16 protein-coding genes are annotated in these 15672 nt (G+C 52.0%); 10 read left to right on the forward strand and 6 right to left on the reverse strand.

The annotated features are described in order from the left end of the window. Positions 1 to 46: 46 nt before the first annotated feature. From J4E05_RS21060 to J4E05_RS21075, 4 genes are all read left to right on the forward strand, one after another. A complete protein-coding gene (locus J4E05_RS21060; protein ID WP_349599800.1) occupies positions 47 to 1039 on the forward strand; it encodes a TRAP transporter substrate-binding protein in 993 nt (330 codons plus the stop codon). 100 nt (positions 1040 to 1139) lie between these two features. Further along, entirely contained in the window at positions 1140 to 2432 is a 1293-nt protein-coding gene (locus J4E05_RS21065; protein ID WP_349599802.1) for a TRAP transporter large permease, read from the forward strand. After that, entirely contained in the window at positions 2432 to 2932 is a 501-nt protein-coding gene (locus J4E05_RS21070; protein ID WP_349599805.1) for a TRAP transporter small permease, read from the forward strand. The genes J4E05_RS21065 and J4E05_RS21070 overlap by 1 nt, the downstream gene beginning before the upstream one ends. A 22-nt stretch (positions 2933 to 2954) precedes the next feature. Then, positions 2955 to 3272 (forward strand): NIPSNAP family protein, encoded by a 318-nt coding sequence (locus tag J4E05_RS21075; RefSeq protein WP_085594895.1) that lies wholly within the window; start codon positions 2955 to 2957, stop codon positions 3270 to 3272. Positions 3273 to 3496: 224 nt separating this feature from the next. Here the strand turns inward: J4E05_RS21075 and J4E05_RS21080 are convergent, their stop codons facing one another. Then, positions 3497 to 4396 carry a LysR family transcriptional regulator gene (locus J4E05_RS21080; RefSeq protein WP_349599808.1) on the reverse strand — a complete coding sequence of 300 codons (900 nt, stop codon included), beginning with the start codon at positions 4394 to 4396 and terminating at the stop codon, positions 3497 to 3499. Between the two features lie 92 nt (positions 4397 to 4488). Here J4E05_RS21080 and J4E05_RS21085 point away from each other — a divergent pair, with 92 nt between their 5' ends. The 5 genes from J4E05_RS21085 to J4E05_RS24145 all read left to right on the forward strand — a co-directional run bounded on the left by J4E05_RS21085 (position 4489) and on the right by J4E05_RS24145 (position 10197). Beyond that, positions 4489 to 5442 carry a TAXI family TRAP transporter solute-binding subunit gene (locus J4E05_RS21085; RefSeq protein WP_349599812.1) on the forward strand — a complete coding sequence of 318 codons (954 nt, stop codon included), beginning with the start codon at positions 4489 to 4491 and terminating at the stop codon, positions 5440 to 5442. Between the two features lie 92 nt (positions 5443 to 5534). Continuing rightward, positions 5535 to 7463 carry a TRAP transporter permease gene (locus tag J4E05_RS21090; RefSeq protein WP_349599814.1) on the forward strand — a complete coding sequence of 643 codons (1929 nt, stop codon included), beginning with the start codon at positions 5535 to 5537 and terminating at the stop codon, positions 7461 to 7463. Then, positions 7460 to 8275: an alpha/beta hydrolase gene (locus J4E05_RS21095; protein WP_349599817.1), complete on the forward strand. Its 816-nt coding sequence runs from the start codon at positions 7460 to 7462 to the stop codon at positions 8273 to 8275. The genes J4E05_RS21090 and J4E05_RS21095 overlap by 4 nt, the downstream gene beginning before the upstream one ends. A gap of 81 nt (positions 8276 to 8356) precedes the next feature. Then, positions 8357 to 9445, forward strand: coding sequence for a 4-oxalomesaconate tautomerase (locus tag J4E05_RS21100; protein ID WP_349600168.1), 1089 nt, complete (start codon positions 8357 to 8359; stop codon positions 9443 to 9445). Positions 9446 to 10032: 587 nt separating this feature from the next. After that, complete coding sequence (locus J4E05_RS24145; protein ID WP_503012360.1) at positions 10033 to 10197, forward strand: sigma 54-interacting transcriptional regulator; 165 nt, start codon at positions 10033 to 10035, stop codon at positions 10195 to 10197. An 82-nt stretch (positions 10198 to 10279) separates the two neighbouring features. On the opposite strand, the gene folD is transcribed toward J4E05_RS24145, so the two are convergent. The 5 genes from folD to J4E05_RS21125 are packed head-to-tail and all read right to left on the reverse strand — an operon-like array spanning position 10280 to position 14318. Further along, positions 10280 to 11221, reverse strand: a complete 942-nt coding sequence (folD, locus tag J4E05_RS21105) for a bifunctional methylenetetrahydrofolate dehydrogenase/methenyltetrahydrofolate cyclohydrolase FolD (protein WP_349599820.1) — start codon at positions 11219 to 11221, stop codon at positions 10280 to 10282. 2 nt (positions 11222 to 11223) lie between these two features. Next, positions 11224 to 11973 carry an amino acid ABC transporter ATP-binding protein gene (locus J4E05_RS21110; protein ID WP_101267098.1) on the reverse strand — a complete coding sequence of 250 codons (750 nt, stop codon included), beginning with the start codon at positions 11971 to 11973 and terminating at the stop codon, positions 11224 to 11226. Between the two features lie 9 nt (positions 11974 to 11982). Next, entirely contained in the window at positions 11983 to 12669 is a 687-nt protein-coding gene (locus tag J4E05_RS21115) for an amino acid ABC transporter permease (protein ID WP_085594877.1), read from the reverse strand. After that, entirely contained in the window at positions 12666 to 13424 is a 759-nt protein-coding gene (locus J4E05_RS21120; RefSeq protein ID WP_349599825.1) for an amino acid ABC transporter permease, read from the reverse strand. The genes J4E05_RS21115 and J4E05_RS21120 overlap by 4 nt, the downstream gene beginning before the upstream one ends. Before the next feature lie 57 nt (positions 13425 to 13481). Next, positions 13482 to 14318 carry a transporter substrate-binding domain-containing protein gene (locus J4E05_RS21125; RefSeq protein WP_349599828.1) on the reverse strand — a complete coding sequence of 279 codons (837 nt, stop codon included), beginning with the start codon at positions 14316 to 14318 and terminating at the stop codon, positions 13482 to 13484. Between the two features lie 196 nt (positions 14319 to 14514). On the opposite strand from J4E05_RS21125, the gene J4E05_RS21130 reads away from it, so the two are divergent. Further along, complete coding sequence (locus J4E05_RS21130) at positions 14515 to 15582, forward strand: LysR family transcriptional regulator (RefSeq protein ID WP_349599831.1); 1068 nt, start codon at positions 14515 to 14517, stop codon at positions 15580 to 15582. Positions 15583 to 15672 lie beyond the last annotated feature (90 nt).

Raw genomic sequence — 15672 nt, forward strand, 5'->3', positions numbered from 1 at the left:
TACAAAACGTGCAAAGCGTAATTTTTATTTCAACGGAGGAAACATCTTGAAAAACAAAACAATAGCCAAGGCCGCGATATCGGTACTGGCAACATTCCTGACTGTCTCAACGGTTCAAAGTGCCCAGGCAGAAACGGTGCTGCGTCTGGCGCACTTTGCTGCAGAAGACCATCCGGCACAAATTGCCGCACAACAATTCAAGAAGAACGTCGAAGACCGCACCCATGGTGACATCAGTATCGAACTGTATCCGGCGAACGAATTGGGCAGCCCGCCCGAACAGCTTGAACAGACGGTTCTTGGTGTGGTCGACATGAATCTGCCGACCCAGGGCGCTCTTGATAAATACGAAAAAGCATTCGCAACCGTCATGACGCCGTTTGCATTCAAATCCTACGACGAAGCCCACCAGGTGCTTGACGGTCCGTTCATGGAATGGGTGGCGCCCAAACTTGAAAAGAAGGGTTTGGTCATGCTGTCGAACTGGGAATATGGTTTCAGGAATGTGACCAATTCGGTTCGCCCGATCAATTCCCCGGAGGACATGGTAGGGCTGAAATTGCGCACGCCCCCGGAAATACAAATTGTTGCCGCTCTTGAAGCTCTTGGGGCTCAAACGACCCAGATCGCCTTTCCGGAACTTCCTGGTGCACTGACTGCCGGGGTTGTCGATGGTCAGGAAAATCCGATCAGTGTAATCTTTCACAACAAACTTTATGAAATGCAGCACAATCTGGCACTTACCCACCATGTCTACAATTCGATGGTCCATGTGATCAACAAGGACAAATGGGATTCCCTGACGCCTGACGAACAAAAAATTGTCCGTGAGGAAAGTGTCTCGGCGGGGAACTTGATGCGCAAACTGGTGCAGGATGAAGAAGCCTCTGATCTGGATAAAATCAAGGCCGCAGGTGTCGAAATTACAGAACCTGATCTTGCGAAGTTCAAGGCCAAGATGGGCCCGGCATATGAACGCGTAAAAGCCTATGCCGGAGAAGAGAACATGAAGACTTTCATGGGATTTCTCGGGAAATAACACATTGGCCCAGTCATTCAGACAGGGTGATTTCTTTGTGAAGAGGATGTGAAAGTCCTCTTCGCTTTTCCGCTCCCACCTTTTCAGAAAGTCCGAGACCATGCTTTCCCTGTTTGTGCTTCTTGCGCTTGTCGGGTTGATCATTTTTGGCGTCCCCATTGCTGTTTCCCTCGCGGTGACTGCTATCGGAACTTATTTAGCACTTGGTGAAACGTCGATCCTGACCATGTTGCCGCAACGCATGTATTCGGCCACAACATCCTTCACATTGCTGGCCATTCCCTTTTTCATTTTGGCTGGCAACCTGATGAATACCGGTGGCGTTACCGAACGCATCTTTCGATTTGCGGCAGCCCTTGTCGGCCATGTCCGGGGGGGATTGGGGCAAGTCAACGTAGTTGCCAGTTTAATCTTTTCAGGTATGTCAGGAGCTGCGGTTGCCGATGCAGCGGGGCTGGGCCAGGTCGAATTCAAATCCATGCGCGATCGCGGATATGATGAACGGTTTTCCGCTGCGATTACTGCGGCTTCTTCAACGATTGGCCCGGTATTTCCCCCCAGCATTCCTTTTGTAATTTTTGCCAGCCTCACCGGCACATCAGTTGTAAAACTGTTTTTGGCCGGCGTTATTCCAGGTGTTTTAATGGCCCTGGCGTTGATGTGTGCCGTTTACCTGGTGGCAGTTATTCGCAAATTTCCACGTGAAATGCGGGCCAGTTATCGCGAAATATGGGATTCCTTCAAAGGCGCATTCTTGCCGTTGGGGACCCCCTTCATCATCATCGCAGGCATCCTGAGTGGCATTTTCACGCCGACCGAAGCCGGTGTAACAGCAAGCTTCTATGCTGCTTTTCTTGGCCTGGTTGTCTATCGGGAAATCTCGTTTCAGGATTTGCCCCGCATTTTATGGGACACGTTGCTTCATACGGTGCGCGTCCTGTTCGTTATTGCTGCGGCCGGGTTCTTCGGCTGGCTGTTGATCCATCAGCGCGTTCCCAACACCGTTATCAATCTGCTGCTGTCGCTTTCCGACAATCCGGCCGTAATTATGGCAATTATTGTCTTTATATTATTGGTCCTGGGTATGTTTCTGGAAGGGATTGCCGTTCTGGTAATTACCGTTCCCATATTTATGCCGATTATGCATACGCTTGGCGTCGACCCGATACAGTTTGGTGTCATCATGATCATGTGTTCGATGGTCGGACTGCTAACCCCCCCTGTCGGAATGGTGCTTTTTGCGGTTTCCAGTGTCACAGATGTCCCGATAGGACCACTGGTCCGTGAATTATGGCCCTATCTGCTTGGTATTATGTTCGTGCTGTTGCTCGTTGTTTGCATACCGGAAGTTTCAACTTGGTTGCCTTCGTTAGTAATGGGAGGTGGTCGTTGATGAATATCCTGAACTCCATTGATCGTGCGCTTGGCATTGCTCTACGTACAATCACCATCACCTGTCTGGTGATTTTAATGTTCATTTTAGGCGGCAACGTTATCGCCCGGTTTACCAATTGGTTTTCACTGGGATGGTATGACGAAATCATTCAGCTGAGTTTTGCCTGGATGGTATTTTTTGGCGCGGCAGAACTTTGGCGGGAAAACCAGCATTTCCGAATTGACTGGCTTTTCTACACATTACCACGGGCCAAACGCCGCCTTCACACCTTCCTTGTTGCTCTCGTCAATATCCTGTTTCTGTCATTTCTGCTGTTTGAGGGCGCCTTTCTCGCACAGAAAAGCTCAGCTTCAACACCGATTTTAGGGCTTCCGGTTGCCCTTCTCTACTGCTGCGTACCCATAAGCGCGGCGATCATGCTGATCTACGCCATCACCGATCTTTTCCGGCACTCTCCTCGTTATGCTGACGAGAGTCATGTCGTCGACGATCTCTGATCTCACAAAAAGGATTTTGACCATGATTTACGATCATCGTACATACACTTGCCGTCCTGGCACCATCGCCAAGCATCTTAAACTTTATGAAGATTCCGGTTGGCATATCCAGAAGAAACATCTGGGGGATCCGGTTGTTTATGCTGCAACCGAAACCGGAGATGTAAATTCCTATATTCATATTTGGGTCTATGACAGTGCATCGGATCGCGCGCAAAAGCGTGCCAACCTGAAAGCCGACCCGGAATGGCAAGCATATCTACAGAAGTCTGCCGAAGCGGGTTATCTGATCAGTCAGGTCAATAAAATCCTCATGCCGACTGCCTTTTTCCAGAGCTAAAAGCTCTGGCCGGTGCGATGGCCCGACAGGAAATTACACATTTAACGGGAAGGCGGCTGTTGGTAAAACGCCGCCTTTCGACATATGGAACAAAATCCCGGCTGTTTTTGGTGATCGCCTTAAATATGCTCATCACAATATGTGCATGGGCGCGCACCGGAGCCATTATTCCAACCTCCAACATTCGGGAAACGCGCACAGGCTTCGTTTGCGTGCGCCGCCATCTAGGTCTCGTTGTCGCCTAAATATTCAAGAAAATTCATAAATAATTGAGCCGCAGGACTGAGATCCCGGTCCGCTCGCTGCAAGATAGAAATTGGTCTTGTGACGATTGGCAACAAAGGACGTAAAGCAATCTGATCGTCGTTTGCAAATATCCGACAAGCCAGTTCAGAGAGGACGCTAACACCCAGACCATTACGAACCATACCAATCGTGGTTGGCACAAAGGAACATTCTATCGCACTGCCGACACCTTCGATTTTCAGGTTCTCGCGAACACTGGCACGTGTGTTTGAGCCTTTGGCACCCTCAATCAGCGTTTCTGATCGCAAGTCCTCCCAGTAAACAGTTTCCCGTTCTCCCAAAAAGTGCCCAGCGGGAAGAACCGCAATGAAACGATCTTCAAACAGCGTTTTTGTTTTTAGATTGTTTTCTTCCTCGCCCGGGATACCGAACCCCAGATCAGCCTCACCGGATTTAACGGCTCTTGCAACTTCAGTGTTAAGGGCATCGCGAACAGCAACCCGAATACCAGGGTATTCCGCCATAAATCTGCGTAATGCAGGTGCCACAATTTCAGAAATTGCTGACGGCAAAGAGGCGATAGACAGGTGACCAATACGCCCCTCGGCAAGGTCTCTGAGCTGCTGGGTTGCACGCGATACATCAGTAAGAATACGACGGGCCTCAGGAATTAAAGCAAGCCCTGCCGGCGTCGGTTTTGCGCGACGAGATGTGCGGTCAAAAAGGGCAATTCCAACGATTTCCTCTGCCTGTCGAATGGTCGCACTAAGCGCTGGCTGGGTAACATTAAGTTCCGCCGCCGCCGCAGTTACCGAACCAGCTTCACTGATCGTTATAATTGCAATGAGATGTCGTGTTGAAAGTTGCTGCATACCCATAGATTTAATTTATGACAGAATAAAAAAAAACAATTTTTTTTATCAGTCAGTTTCTGGAATTGTAAAAAAAAATCATAGGGAGGAACCAATCGATGAAACTACTATCAACTATCGCCGCAATGACTTTTCTTATTGCTGCAGGGTCCGCAACAGCGGAAACCCAATTGAATATGGGCGGGTCAACAACGACCTCGGCATTTTACCCGTATTATAGCGCCGTTGCGAATGGCATCACTGACCACGAACCAGACCTGAATGTCACCGTTGTCAGCACCGGAGGCTTTTCTGCGAACTCGGTCCTTTTGCAGGAAGGCGAGCTTGATTTCGGGGGAATTTCGCCCGATCTCATCGCCGACGCTGAAGAACAGGGCTACAAAGGTTTTCGCGTGTTGTGGTGGACCCTTCCTGCCATCCAAAACATGATGGCAACAAAAGCAAGCGGTATCACCGATCTGGCTGGTTTTGAAGGGAATTGCTTTCATCCGGGCATGAATGGCTCATCTCAACAAACCAACATGCTACGCATCCTCAAGGCCCTGAATATTCACCCCAAACTCTACATGTCAGACAGTACAGATGCCATTAATGCACTAAAAAATGGCCGCTGCGATGGTCAAATGCGCGCCACGCAGGGACCGCGTCTCGACAGCGCCTCGGCAGAATTAAACCTTACAACGCCCTTGCGCCCCATCGGCTTTACAAAGGCAGAGATTGACAAAATCCATGAAACCCTGCCGTGGATGAGTTTTTACAATATGCCAGCCGGCGTTACCGAAGGTTCAGAACCTTATACAGTCCACGCCATCTGGATCGGTTTTACCGCCACTGATCGTATGGATGAAGACATGGCCTACCAACTGGTCAAAGGCATGCTTGCCTCCACCAAGGCACAGACAGCCGCCCTTAGCGCAATCAACGGTGTCGACATCGCAAAACAGACATTGGAAGTATCGACATATCCTCTGCATGCCGGTGCAGTCCGGGCTTACAGGGAAGCCGGCTATCAGGTACCTGAGCGCCTGCTGCCCCCCGAGATGAAAAACTGAAGCCGGACTGAACTGATCATTCCAACATCACAGGGATAGCATCCGGATCTGTTGTCAAATGGCAACAGATCCGCGTGGAGAGGGACGAACGGATGAATACAACCGAACCAAGGTCCGGGGCCGAAACGCAAGAATACAAGCCTGGCAGTTTCAGCATTCGAACCATTGCAATATTCAGTTTATCAGCCGGGTTGATTGGCCTGACAGCCTGGGGCGCGGTTTTTGGCCAACTCCCCAATATTCAACACCGGGCCATCATATTATCGCTCATCGCCGGCCTTGCTGTCCTTTTAAGCCCCACTCAGGCAGGGCGAATTTGGGGACGTCTACTTGATATCGTAATGCTTCTTGCAATCCTGATCGCCTCAGGATGGGTTTATTGGAATTACTGGGATGTCATGATGAACCCTGTGGCAAACAGGCCTCAGGCAATTGTACTTGGCCTGGCGCTGGCAGCGGCCATTCTTGAGCTTTCCCGAAGAACAATCGGCTGGACCTTTGCCATTCTCGTTGGCGTGTTCGGGGCATATGCACTGTTTGGAGATATGCTTCCAGGGCGCCTCGGACATGGCGGTGTCAGCCTACGAATGCTGACCTCGATGCTTTACCTTTCAACAGATGGCATCTGGGGCCAGGTCTTTGACATTTTCTGCAGTTTTCTCGTCCTCTTCATCCTGTTTTCCGCCCTGATGATGGCAACAGGCGCCGGCGAAACGATGATGGACATTGCGAAACTTGTCGGCGGTCGCATGCGTGGCGGCCCGGCAAAAATCTCCGTGATTTCCTCGGCTATGGTGGGTTCGATGACAGGTTCATCCGTAACCAATGTTGCAATGACGGGCAGCTTCACTATCCCGATGATGAAACGCATGGGATACCGTCCGGAGGTTGCCGGTGGTATTGAGGCAACGGCATCTTCCGGGGGGCAAATCACACCGCCCCTGATGGGTGCGGGCCTGTTTCTAATGGCAGAATTCCTGAATATGCCTGTCGGGCACGTGATGGCTCTGGCACTGGTACCCGCCATCCTGTTTTATACGGGGGTTCTGGCATCCGTTCATTTTGAAAGCGTACGTGCAAATGTCGGAACGCTTCCTGAAGAAGAAATGCCCGATGCTTCCCGGCTGAAAAAACCATCGGTCTGGCTACCGCTTGCAGCACCTTTTTGTGTTCTGCTGTTCATGCTGCTTGCTGGATACGCGGTAAGTCTATCCATCCTGATGGCCTGCGTAACCCTCACCGTATTGTATCTGGCCCTCGGAGATTTGAGCCTGTCGAGCTTAAAGCGACGGGTGATGGATCTTGGTCACGCGGTTATGGAAGCCGCTTCACCACTCGTTACGCTTGGCACGCTCTGTGCTGCTGCTGGCGTATTGATCGGTGTCATCGGTTTTGTGGGAATTGGCGTGAAGTTTGGTGATGCCGTTTTGTCACTTTCAAATGGAAACCTGTTTCTCTCCCTTCTCCTTGCCGGCTTTGTGGTCATGGTCATCGGCATGGGGATGCCGACAACGGCAGCTTATGTTCTTGCGGTATCAACGATTTTAACTGCTTTGAATGCCATCGGCATTGAACCGCTCCAGGCTCACATGTTTGTTTTCTATTTCGCGGTTCTCTCGGCCATCACACCCCCTGTCTGTTCTGCCGTCTTCGTCGCTGCGGGCCTGGCAAACGCATCCTGGTGGAAAACGGCTGTTCAAACCATGCGTTTTGCCGTGATCAAATACATGCTGCCATTTTTATTTGTCTTTCGCCCCGAGACTTTGCTTGAAGGAACAACACTGAATATCGTGCTGGCGCTTGCTGCATGCTTTATTGGAACAATCTCTCTATCTGCCGCTTTCTCCCGGTGGTTCCTCGGACCGTTGGGACGCACACTTCAAGGTGCCCTCATCCTCGGCGGCTTGATGCTGTTCTGGCCTTCTTTTGTGATTAACGGCCTTGGGGCAATCGTCGTTTTAATTGTCGCCTTCTGCAGCAAGACAAGCCATTCCGAAGTGGTGGCAGGAGAACAGGCGTGATTAATCTCCGCGACTTCTGCTCCTCCTTCATGTTGCCTTCTGGCGGACGGCTTTGGACCTCGACCACGCAAACCGGAACGAAACCTGTCGTGCTACTGGTCCACGGCGCATATCACGGGGCATGGTGTTATGCACAATGGATGCGTTACCTGTTGCAGGAAGGGTATCAGGTCGCCGCTGTGGACTGGCCGGGGCATGGTGGTCTTCCTGCCCCGACGGGATATGAAAGCATGGATATTCCGTATTTTGCAAAGGTTGTCGGCGAGGGCATTGACCAGTTGCCTGAGCGTCCGGTTGTCATTGGGCATTCTTTGGGGGCCCTCGTCCTCGCCGTTGCCGCAGAACACCGTGACGTCGCGGCGATGGCACTGCTTGCGCCCTCTCCTCCGGGCAATATGCCGGGCGTTGCTGCTGTATCCGAATTACCGACGGGCAAACCTTACCCTCCCCCTTCGCTCAAACGTTTTCGCGATATTTACATGGGCGGAGCTGAAAATGCAGAAATGTGGTTGCCCTCATTGTGTTCTGAAAGTCCACGCGCATTAAATGACCGTTACAATCTGCGAATATCCGTAAAAGCCGGCCCTCCAAAAGGACTTGTCCTGGAAGCTGGACTGGAAGACCCGCTTCGTCACCCGGCGGGGCAGGATGAAGCAGTCGCTGCGTTCTTCGGATACGAATATCGCCATCTTCCCGATGCCCCTCATTGCATGATGCTCCATGATCCCGGCAACGCTGCTTACAAGGCCTTATCCAACTGGTTGAAGCAGTTTTGGATGAAGTCGGATCACAGGGGAAGCGCATTTGTTTAAGCGCCGGCCAAATGGCCGAAACAGTAATATTGCAGTCTCCACAAAGACATTTCTGTCGATTTAGAAAGAGTGGAAATTACCGTGACACAAACTGGAATTCCCTTCGTTTTCATGCGGGGGGGCACCTCACGCGGCCCATATTTCAGGCGTTCCGATTTACCAGAAGACCAAGACACCCTGGTAAAAGTTCTGCTCGCAACTATTGGCTCGGGCCACCCGTTAAACATTGACGGGATCGGTGGCGGAGCAGCAGTGACAACCAAAGTCGCAATGCTTTCGCCCTCCAATGATGAATGGGCAGATATTGACTATTTCTTTGCCCAGGTTTCAGTGGAGCACCAACTGGTAGATTTTAAGCCGACATGCGGAAACATTCTTTCCGCCGTGGGGCCTGCTGCAATTGAAATGAGCCTTGTGAAACCACAGGAAAACGAAACAGAAATCCGAATTCGGGCGGTAAATACAGGGGCACGGATATTAGCCCGTGTTCAAACACCTGAGCGGACACTGGTATATGGCGGAGATACCTCGATCGCTGGCGTCCCAGGCAGCGCAGCACCGGTTACATTGCAATTCATGGAAGTTGTAGGAAAGGTCACCGGCAGCTTTATCCCCACAGGCAATTTACGAGATACAATTGAGGGTATTGAAGTCACTTGTATGGATGTGGCGATGCCGATGGTAATCGCGCGGGCATCCGATTTCGAATTATCGGGCTATGAAAGTGCTTCCGAACTGGATCAAAACACTGAATTTTTTGCTCGAATGGAGCGTATACGCCGCGAGGCCGCAAGAAAGATGGGGATGGGGGATGTTCGTCAATCGGTTACCCCGAAGTTTGGCCTTTTAGCACCGGCAAAAGCCAATGGCACCATTGCCGCCCGTTATTTCATGCCATGGAACACACATCCCAGTATGGCTGTTACCGGCGCGCAATGTTTGGCCGCTTGTGCTTTAACGCCAGGAAGTGTCGCTGACGGCCTACTGACCCGTCCCGACAGCAGTCCTGCAAACGTGGTGCTTGAGCACGCTTCTGGCACGATCGACGTTTTGGTCGACTTCGACCTGGCTGAAACCTTTACTCTTAAATCCGCTGGCATATTACGAACTGCCCGCAAATTGGCTGATGGCCGGATTTACGTTCCGTCTATGATTTGGCAAGGTCATTGATCAAGGCTAATTAACATCATCGTCCCGATATGTCGGACTTCGACAAAACCCGTGCTAGTATGATCTGCGATCTGGAAACCTCCCTGTTCTGCACAATTTCTGCAACTGCCTCTGCCATGCGCCTGTCGGCGTCCTCACTCACCCGCGTGCAGAAGACTCGTCGGTTTGGAAGCACACGCTTTGCTCGCTCCAATCACGAGTCAAACGACCGCGCGCAAACGGGCTCTACGGGACGCCGCCAATATTCTCAGCTTTGCAGAATAGAAGCATTTCTCTCTCCTCCTCACCGTAGAGCAGCTTCACGTGGTTCTGCATGAAGACGAAGCGTTTCCATCCATTCGCCCGAGAGACAGCGAAAATTTTCTAGAGTTGCCCCGCATACATCAACGACACACCTATGTAACGGGCTTTACCCGCCTTGACGACACATGCAACCAATTGTCCGGAACGGTGCCCGCCGAACCTGATGACCAGACCGGGTTCCGAACAAATCCGCCAACGCAACAGGGACTCCCATATTGTTGTTGCGCTTGATACCACTCTTCAACGCTACCTCGGCGCACGACCAGACATGAAATTCCGCCAATGTGAGCAGTAAAGCACTCAGAGACGCGATGGAACAACTTAATAAACGGGTACCATTACGCGTTCCTGTCCTGCTAATTGGAGAAAGAGGTACAGGTAAGACAACATTGGCCAACAGTTGCATGCGGCCAGTTTCCAGCCAATTATGCCCTGCGTCTCATCTATAATAAGTAATAGTGGGCATTCTCGATGTTGGAATACCCACTGTTACTTAATTACCGTGTAAATGAAGTGAATTTATCGTTGCGATCACCCAGCTTCCCGGAACTCGCGCAATTGGCCGATGCCTTCGGCAAGAGTGAAGCCGGTTTCATCTGGTTCAGGAATCTGTTGGATGCGGCAATAAGCCGTCAAGGTGTTATAAAGCAGGCAGGCAATTGTCATGGGACCAACACCGCCCGGTACGGGTGTAATCGCGCTGGCAACTGTGGCGGCAGATGCGAAATCAACATCGCCGACCAGCATTGTTTTGCCATCCTGGATAATACGGTTAATGCCCACATCAATAACCACAGCTCCCGGCTTTAACCAGTTGCCGGGGATCAGCCCGGGTTTGCCAACGGCAACAATAACAATATCTGCCTGACGGCAATGATCGATCAGGTTTTCGGTGTATCGGTGCGCAATGGTCACCGTGCAATCATCGGCCAGCAGCAATTGCGCCATCGGTTTGCCAACAATGTTGGACCGGCCAATGACCAATGCATTTTTGCCCTTTAACGTGCCGAAATGTTCACGCAGCATCAGCGTGCATCCCAAGGGTGTGCAGGGCAACATTGCCTTCTGTCCACTTCCCAGCAGGCCGACATTGCGGGTGTGAAAGCCATCAACATCCTTTTCCGGTGCAATGGCGTTAATGACATTATCGCTGTTGATATGTGCAGGCAGCGGCAATTGCACCAGAATGCCGTGAATATCGGCATCCTGATTAAGGGTCGCGATCAGCGAGAGCAATTCATCCTCGCCAATAGTGGCAGGCAGACGGTGCTGAAAGGATGCCATGCCGGCTTCGCGGGTTTTGCGGCCCTTATTTCGCACATAAACTTCGGATGCCGGGTCTTCCCCCACCAGAATGGTGGCGAGGCCGGGCACACTGCCCCGCCCTGCATCCTGCTGAATTTGCCACACCTGTTCGCGAACAAAATCGTGAATGCGCTGGGCAAATTCCTTTCCGTCAATGATAGCTGCCATTGCTAGAGAACCTTGGACAGGAATTCGGCCGTGCGCGGGTCGCTGGCCTGCGAGAAAAACTCTGCCGGGGGCGCATGTTCAACAATTACGCCCTTATCGGTGAAATAGACATGGTCCGCAGCCTCGCGGGCAAAGCCCATTTCATGGGTCACCAGAATGCAGGTCATGCCGTCTTCGGCCACCTTGCGAACGGCCGAAAGGACTTCCTTGACCATTTCCGGGTCAAGTGCCGCTGTAACCTCGTCAAACAGGATGACTTCGGGTTCCATACAAAGCGCACGGGCAATGGCAACGCGCTGTTGCTGCCCGCCGGAAAGTTCGCCGGGATAGGAATTGGCTTTATCGGGCAGGCGCATGTCGGCCAAAAGCTTTTGCGCGCGGTCTTCAACTTCGCGGCGCGGTTGCTTGAGAACCTGGATCGGTGCCATGGCGACGTTTTCCAGCACAGTTTTGTGGGGAAACAGATTATACTGTTGAAATACCATACCAACACGATGGCGCAGTTTGACCTGGTCAAGTTCCGGGTCGCTTACCGTGATATCGCCAACCTTGATGGTGCCTTTGTTAACCGGGGTCAGGCCGTTGATGGTGCGCAAAATCGTTGATTTGCCCGAGCCTGACGGGCCGATAATGGCAACGACCTCGCCTTTGCGGATATCCATATCAATGCCACGCAGCACCTCGAAGGCACCAAAGGATTTGTGAACGCCCCGAAGGGAAATCAATGGCTGAGAATTGGGAGAAATAGTCATATCAGCACCTCATTTCGTGCGGAAGCGTCGTTCAAGCACCAACGAGAGGCGATTGATCGGCCAGGTATAAAGAAAGAACATTGCCAGAAGCGCTGCATACATCGGGATCAGCACGCGGGAATCACTTTGTGCCTGAACGGCGGCCTGGGTGCGGCCCAGTGCTTCCTCTACCCCGACAATCATGGAAAGCGGCGTTGCGGTTAACAGCAAAGCATACAGGTTCATCCAGGGCGGGATCATGCGGGTCAGGCATTGCGGCAGAATAATACGAAAAAGCGTTGCCTTGCGGCTGTAACCCAGTGCTTCGGCAGCTTCCCACTGTCCGCGCGGTACAGATTTGACTGCCCCGCGCACAATTTCCGAGAAATTGGCTGCCACCGGAAAGGAAAAGCCGATGGTGGCGCGAAGCCAGCTCGGCAGTTCAATGGTGATGCCTGCGATATTGACCTGATAGGGCATCAGGAAAATGCAGTAAAACAACAAAACCAGCCACGGCGCATTGCGAAACAACTGGGTCAGCAATTTGGATGGCAGGCCGATTGTGAAATTGAGCGAAAGCTGGCCCAGCCCCAGAAAAGTACCAACTGCCGTGCCGATGACAATGGCAAGCAGGCTCATGAGGATGTTCATCACAAAGCCCTGCAGGACAAACGGCATCCATTCAAGGATCTGAAGATACAGGTTTGATGTGGTCATTGGTTGTCTCCCAGACCAAAGCCCGGCAAGCGCATCGCGGCTTCCACCCGGTTGATGATAAAGACAACAGCCCCGGTCAGAACCAGATAGATGACGAGCATGACATTCATCATTTCGATAGTGTTGAGCGAGTCTGACCAGATCTGGTTTGAAACATATAAAAGTTCCGCAACACCAACGGCATAGGCAACTGTTGTTGCCTTGGTCAGATCAACCAGGTTGTTTGACAACGAGGCAAACGAGAACCTGAGTGCCAGTGGGACAGTGACGGCGAAAAAGGCCTGTCTGCGATTATAACCAAGGGCGAACGCCGCTTCCTCGTAGGAGCCATGAACTGCCCCTACCCCGGCGCGGAATGTTTCAACGTTAAAAGCCCCGGCATAAAGCGATAACGAAATGACCGCCCAGCTGAAACTGCCCAGCAGGGGTTCGGGCAGGCCCAGTTCGTTCTGGCCGACCGGCATGATGCTGCCGATGGCAAAATAGAAGAAATACATCTGCACGATCAGCGGTGTGTTGCGAAAAATGGCAACATAACTACGTACAAGAAAGCCGGGAAAAGCCCGCCCTGATGTTAAAATGGCGGTACCGATCGCTCCGATAATGATCGAGAAAAAGGTGCTGGCGAGAATGAGCAAAACCGTATTGCCCAGACCTGTAATGAAACGTTCAAAGTCAAACGCATCATAGAAAATAGTCAGATTGATCCCCGAATTCGCCAGTTCGCGGAAGAAAGTCTGAATGTCAGTAATCATATCCGATACTCTGCTGCGTCCGGCGTCCAATGACGCCGGACCAATGCGGGCTTACGATCAGTTGATGTGATCTTTGAGCGCTTCATGCATTTTGATCAGATAGGCGGAGTTTTTGATGCCATTATCGGCTTCAAGTTTAAGCAACGTGCCATCTCGGTGCATCTGGGCAACCATGCCTGCAACAAAATAGCCAAAGGGTGAAAACTGATCATCATGACGAACAGCCATGCCCCAAGGGGTCTCGGCCATCACGGGCAGCGGCATCTGGTAATCGGCCCATTGTTCCTTTGACAGGCGGACATTAATCTGGTTGTCATCTTCAAGAAGGCCGATGCAACGCCCTTGTTTCATCGCGGCTTCGGTTTCCGCCGTGCCGGCAAAAGCCAGAATTTTAACGCCGAATTCCTGCTGTGCGGGTTTGTTGTACCATGCGCCCTGAACAGCACACACAGTCTGACCGGAAATCTGTTTCCATTCGGTTGCCTTGATGGTTTTGGGCAGTAACACCGAATAACCCGACGAATAATAGTTGGGGTGCACAAACGAAACGATCTTGCGACGATCCGCCGTATCGGATGCCGAAGCGATCATAAGGTCGATCTGTCCCTGGGCAAGAAATTCAAACCGGTTGGCGGAGGTGACCTTCACGAATTCCGCCTTGACCCCCAGTCCATCGGCAATTTTTTTGCCGATATCGACTTCCATTCCCATAAAGCTGCCATCCGAGGCGCGATAGGACCAGGGCACATAATCGTCCTTGGTGCCGATTTTCAAAGTGCCCGCTGCTTTGACGCGGCAAAGTGTGTCGTCTCCACATTCAAGTGACTGAGCAGACGCGACCGTGCTGATGAATGCAACGCATGCGGCAAGCGCAAGTGCTTTTAGGTTGATCATGTTATACCCCTGATAATTCCTTGGTGATAAACGTGGCTTTAATCGCCGCGATCCGTTCTCTTGGCTTGTTATTATTATGAGCGGAGAGAAATGCCTTTAACGGATTTGACTGTCCCTAAACTTGCCGGTTGCTTCAATTGGAATTCCCTAGTAGTAGTGGAATTACTGATTTCCATTAATACGGTTAAAGTTAATCATGCCCCTTCCCGATCTTCATGCCCTTGAAATTGCAGCAACTGTTATCGAAGAAGGTAGCATGAGCGCGGCGGCCGCCCAACTGGGCATGACGCAATCCGCTGTTTCGCAGGCCATGAAACGGGCCGAGGCGCAGGTGGATGTTACCCTGGTGCATCGCAACCGTCGCCCCCTGGTGCCCACCGAAGCCGGGCGCGTTTTGGTGGCCCATATTCGCGAAATTGCCATTCGGGCGGAACGCGCAATCGAGGAAGTCCGGGCAACTGCCCTGCGGCCGGAACGGCAAAATTTGCGCTTGGGCATGGTCGATACATTTGCATCCGCCGTTGGGCCGGTTTTGATCCGCGATTTGATGGAAGGCTCAATCGCGCTGCGCGTGACAGCATTTTCCGGCCTTGCCAACGCACATGCCGATGCCCTGATGCGCCACGAAATTGACGCAGCCATTACATCCGACCCGATGGATGAACTTGATGAATTAATGCGGTTTCCACTTTTTCGTGAACCCTTTGTGCTGGTAGCACCCATTGCCTGGGGTGATACCCTGCGCAACCGGCCCCTGCGCGATATTCTGATTGACCACCGCTTAATCCGCTATAGCGCGCGGTCGCATATGGGCATGCAGGTTGAGCGGCATTTGCGCCGCCTTCGGATCGAACATTCGCAAGTTTTATCGTTTGATACCTCGGATTCCTTGCTGGCAATGGTGGTAGGCGGTGTGGGTGTTGCCATTACGACACCCCTATGCCTGATACAGGGCGGGTTGCACCTGCCGGGCCTGGCGGTATTGCCCCTGCCCAGCCCCGGCTTTTCGCGTGAATTAACGCTGGTTACCCGCCGGGGCGAGTTTGATACCCTGGGTCCGCGCATTGCGCAGGCGGCACGCGATATGTTGCTAAACCATACCGTGCCGCAAATTGTTGGCGAAATTCCCTGGCTTGCCAATATCTCGACCGAAATGGTGTGGCAGCCCCCGGTGCCAGATGAAATTACCAGTCTGGCCGATTTGTCGCTGGATGCGGATATGGACGCGACGCCTGGGGCGGAACACGATCAGGACGGGGATTAACCTTTTTGTCTGCCATCATTGCCGGATTGATCCGCGTTCGGATGGGAACGCCCGTTTTTCAGAGCTGACAAGGTTTTCAAATCGATCCAG

It is taken from the genome of Thalassospira sp. NFXS8 (assembly GCF_040148805.1).
Taxonomy (GTDB): Bacteria; Pseudomonadota; Alphaproteobacteria; order Rhodospirillales; family Thalassospiraceae; genus Thalassospira.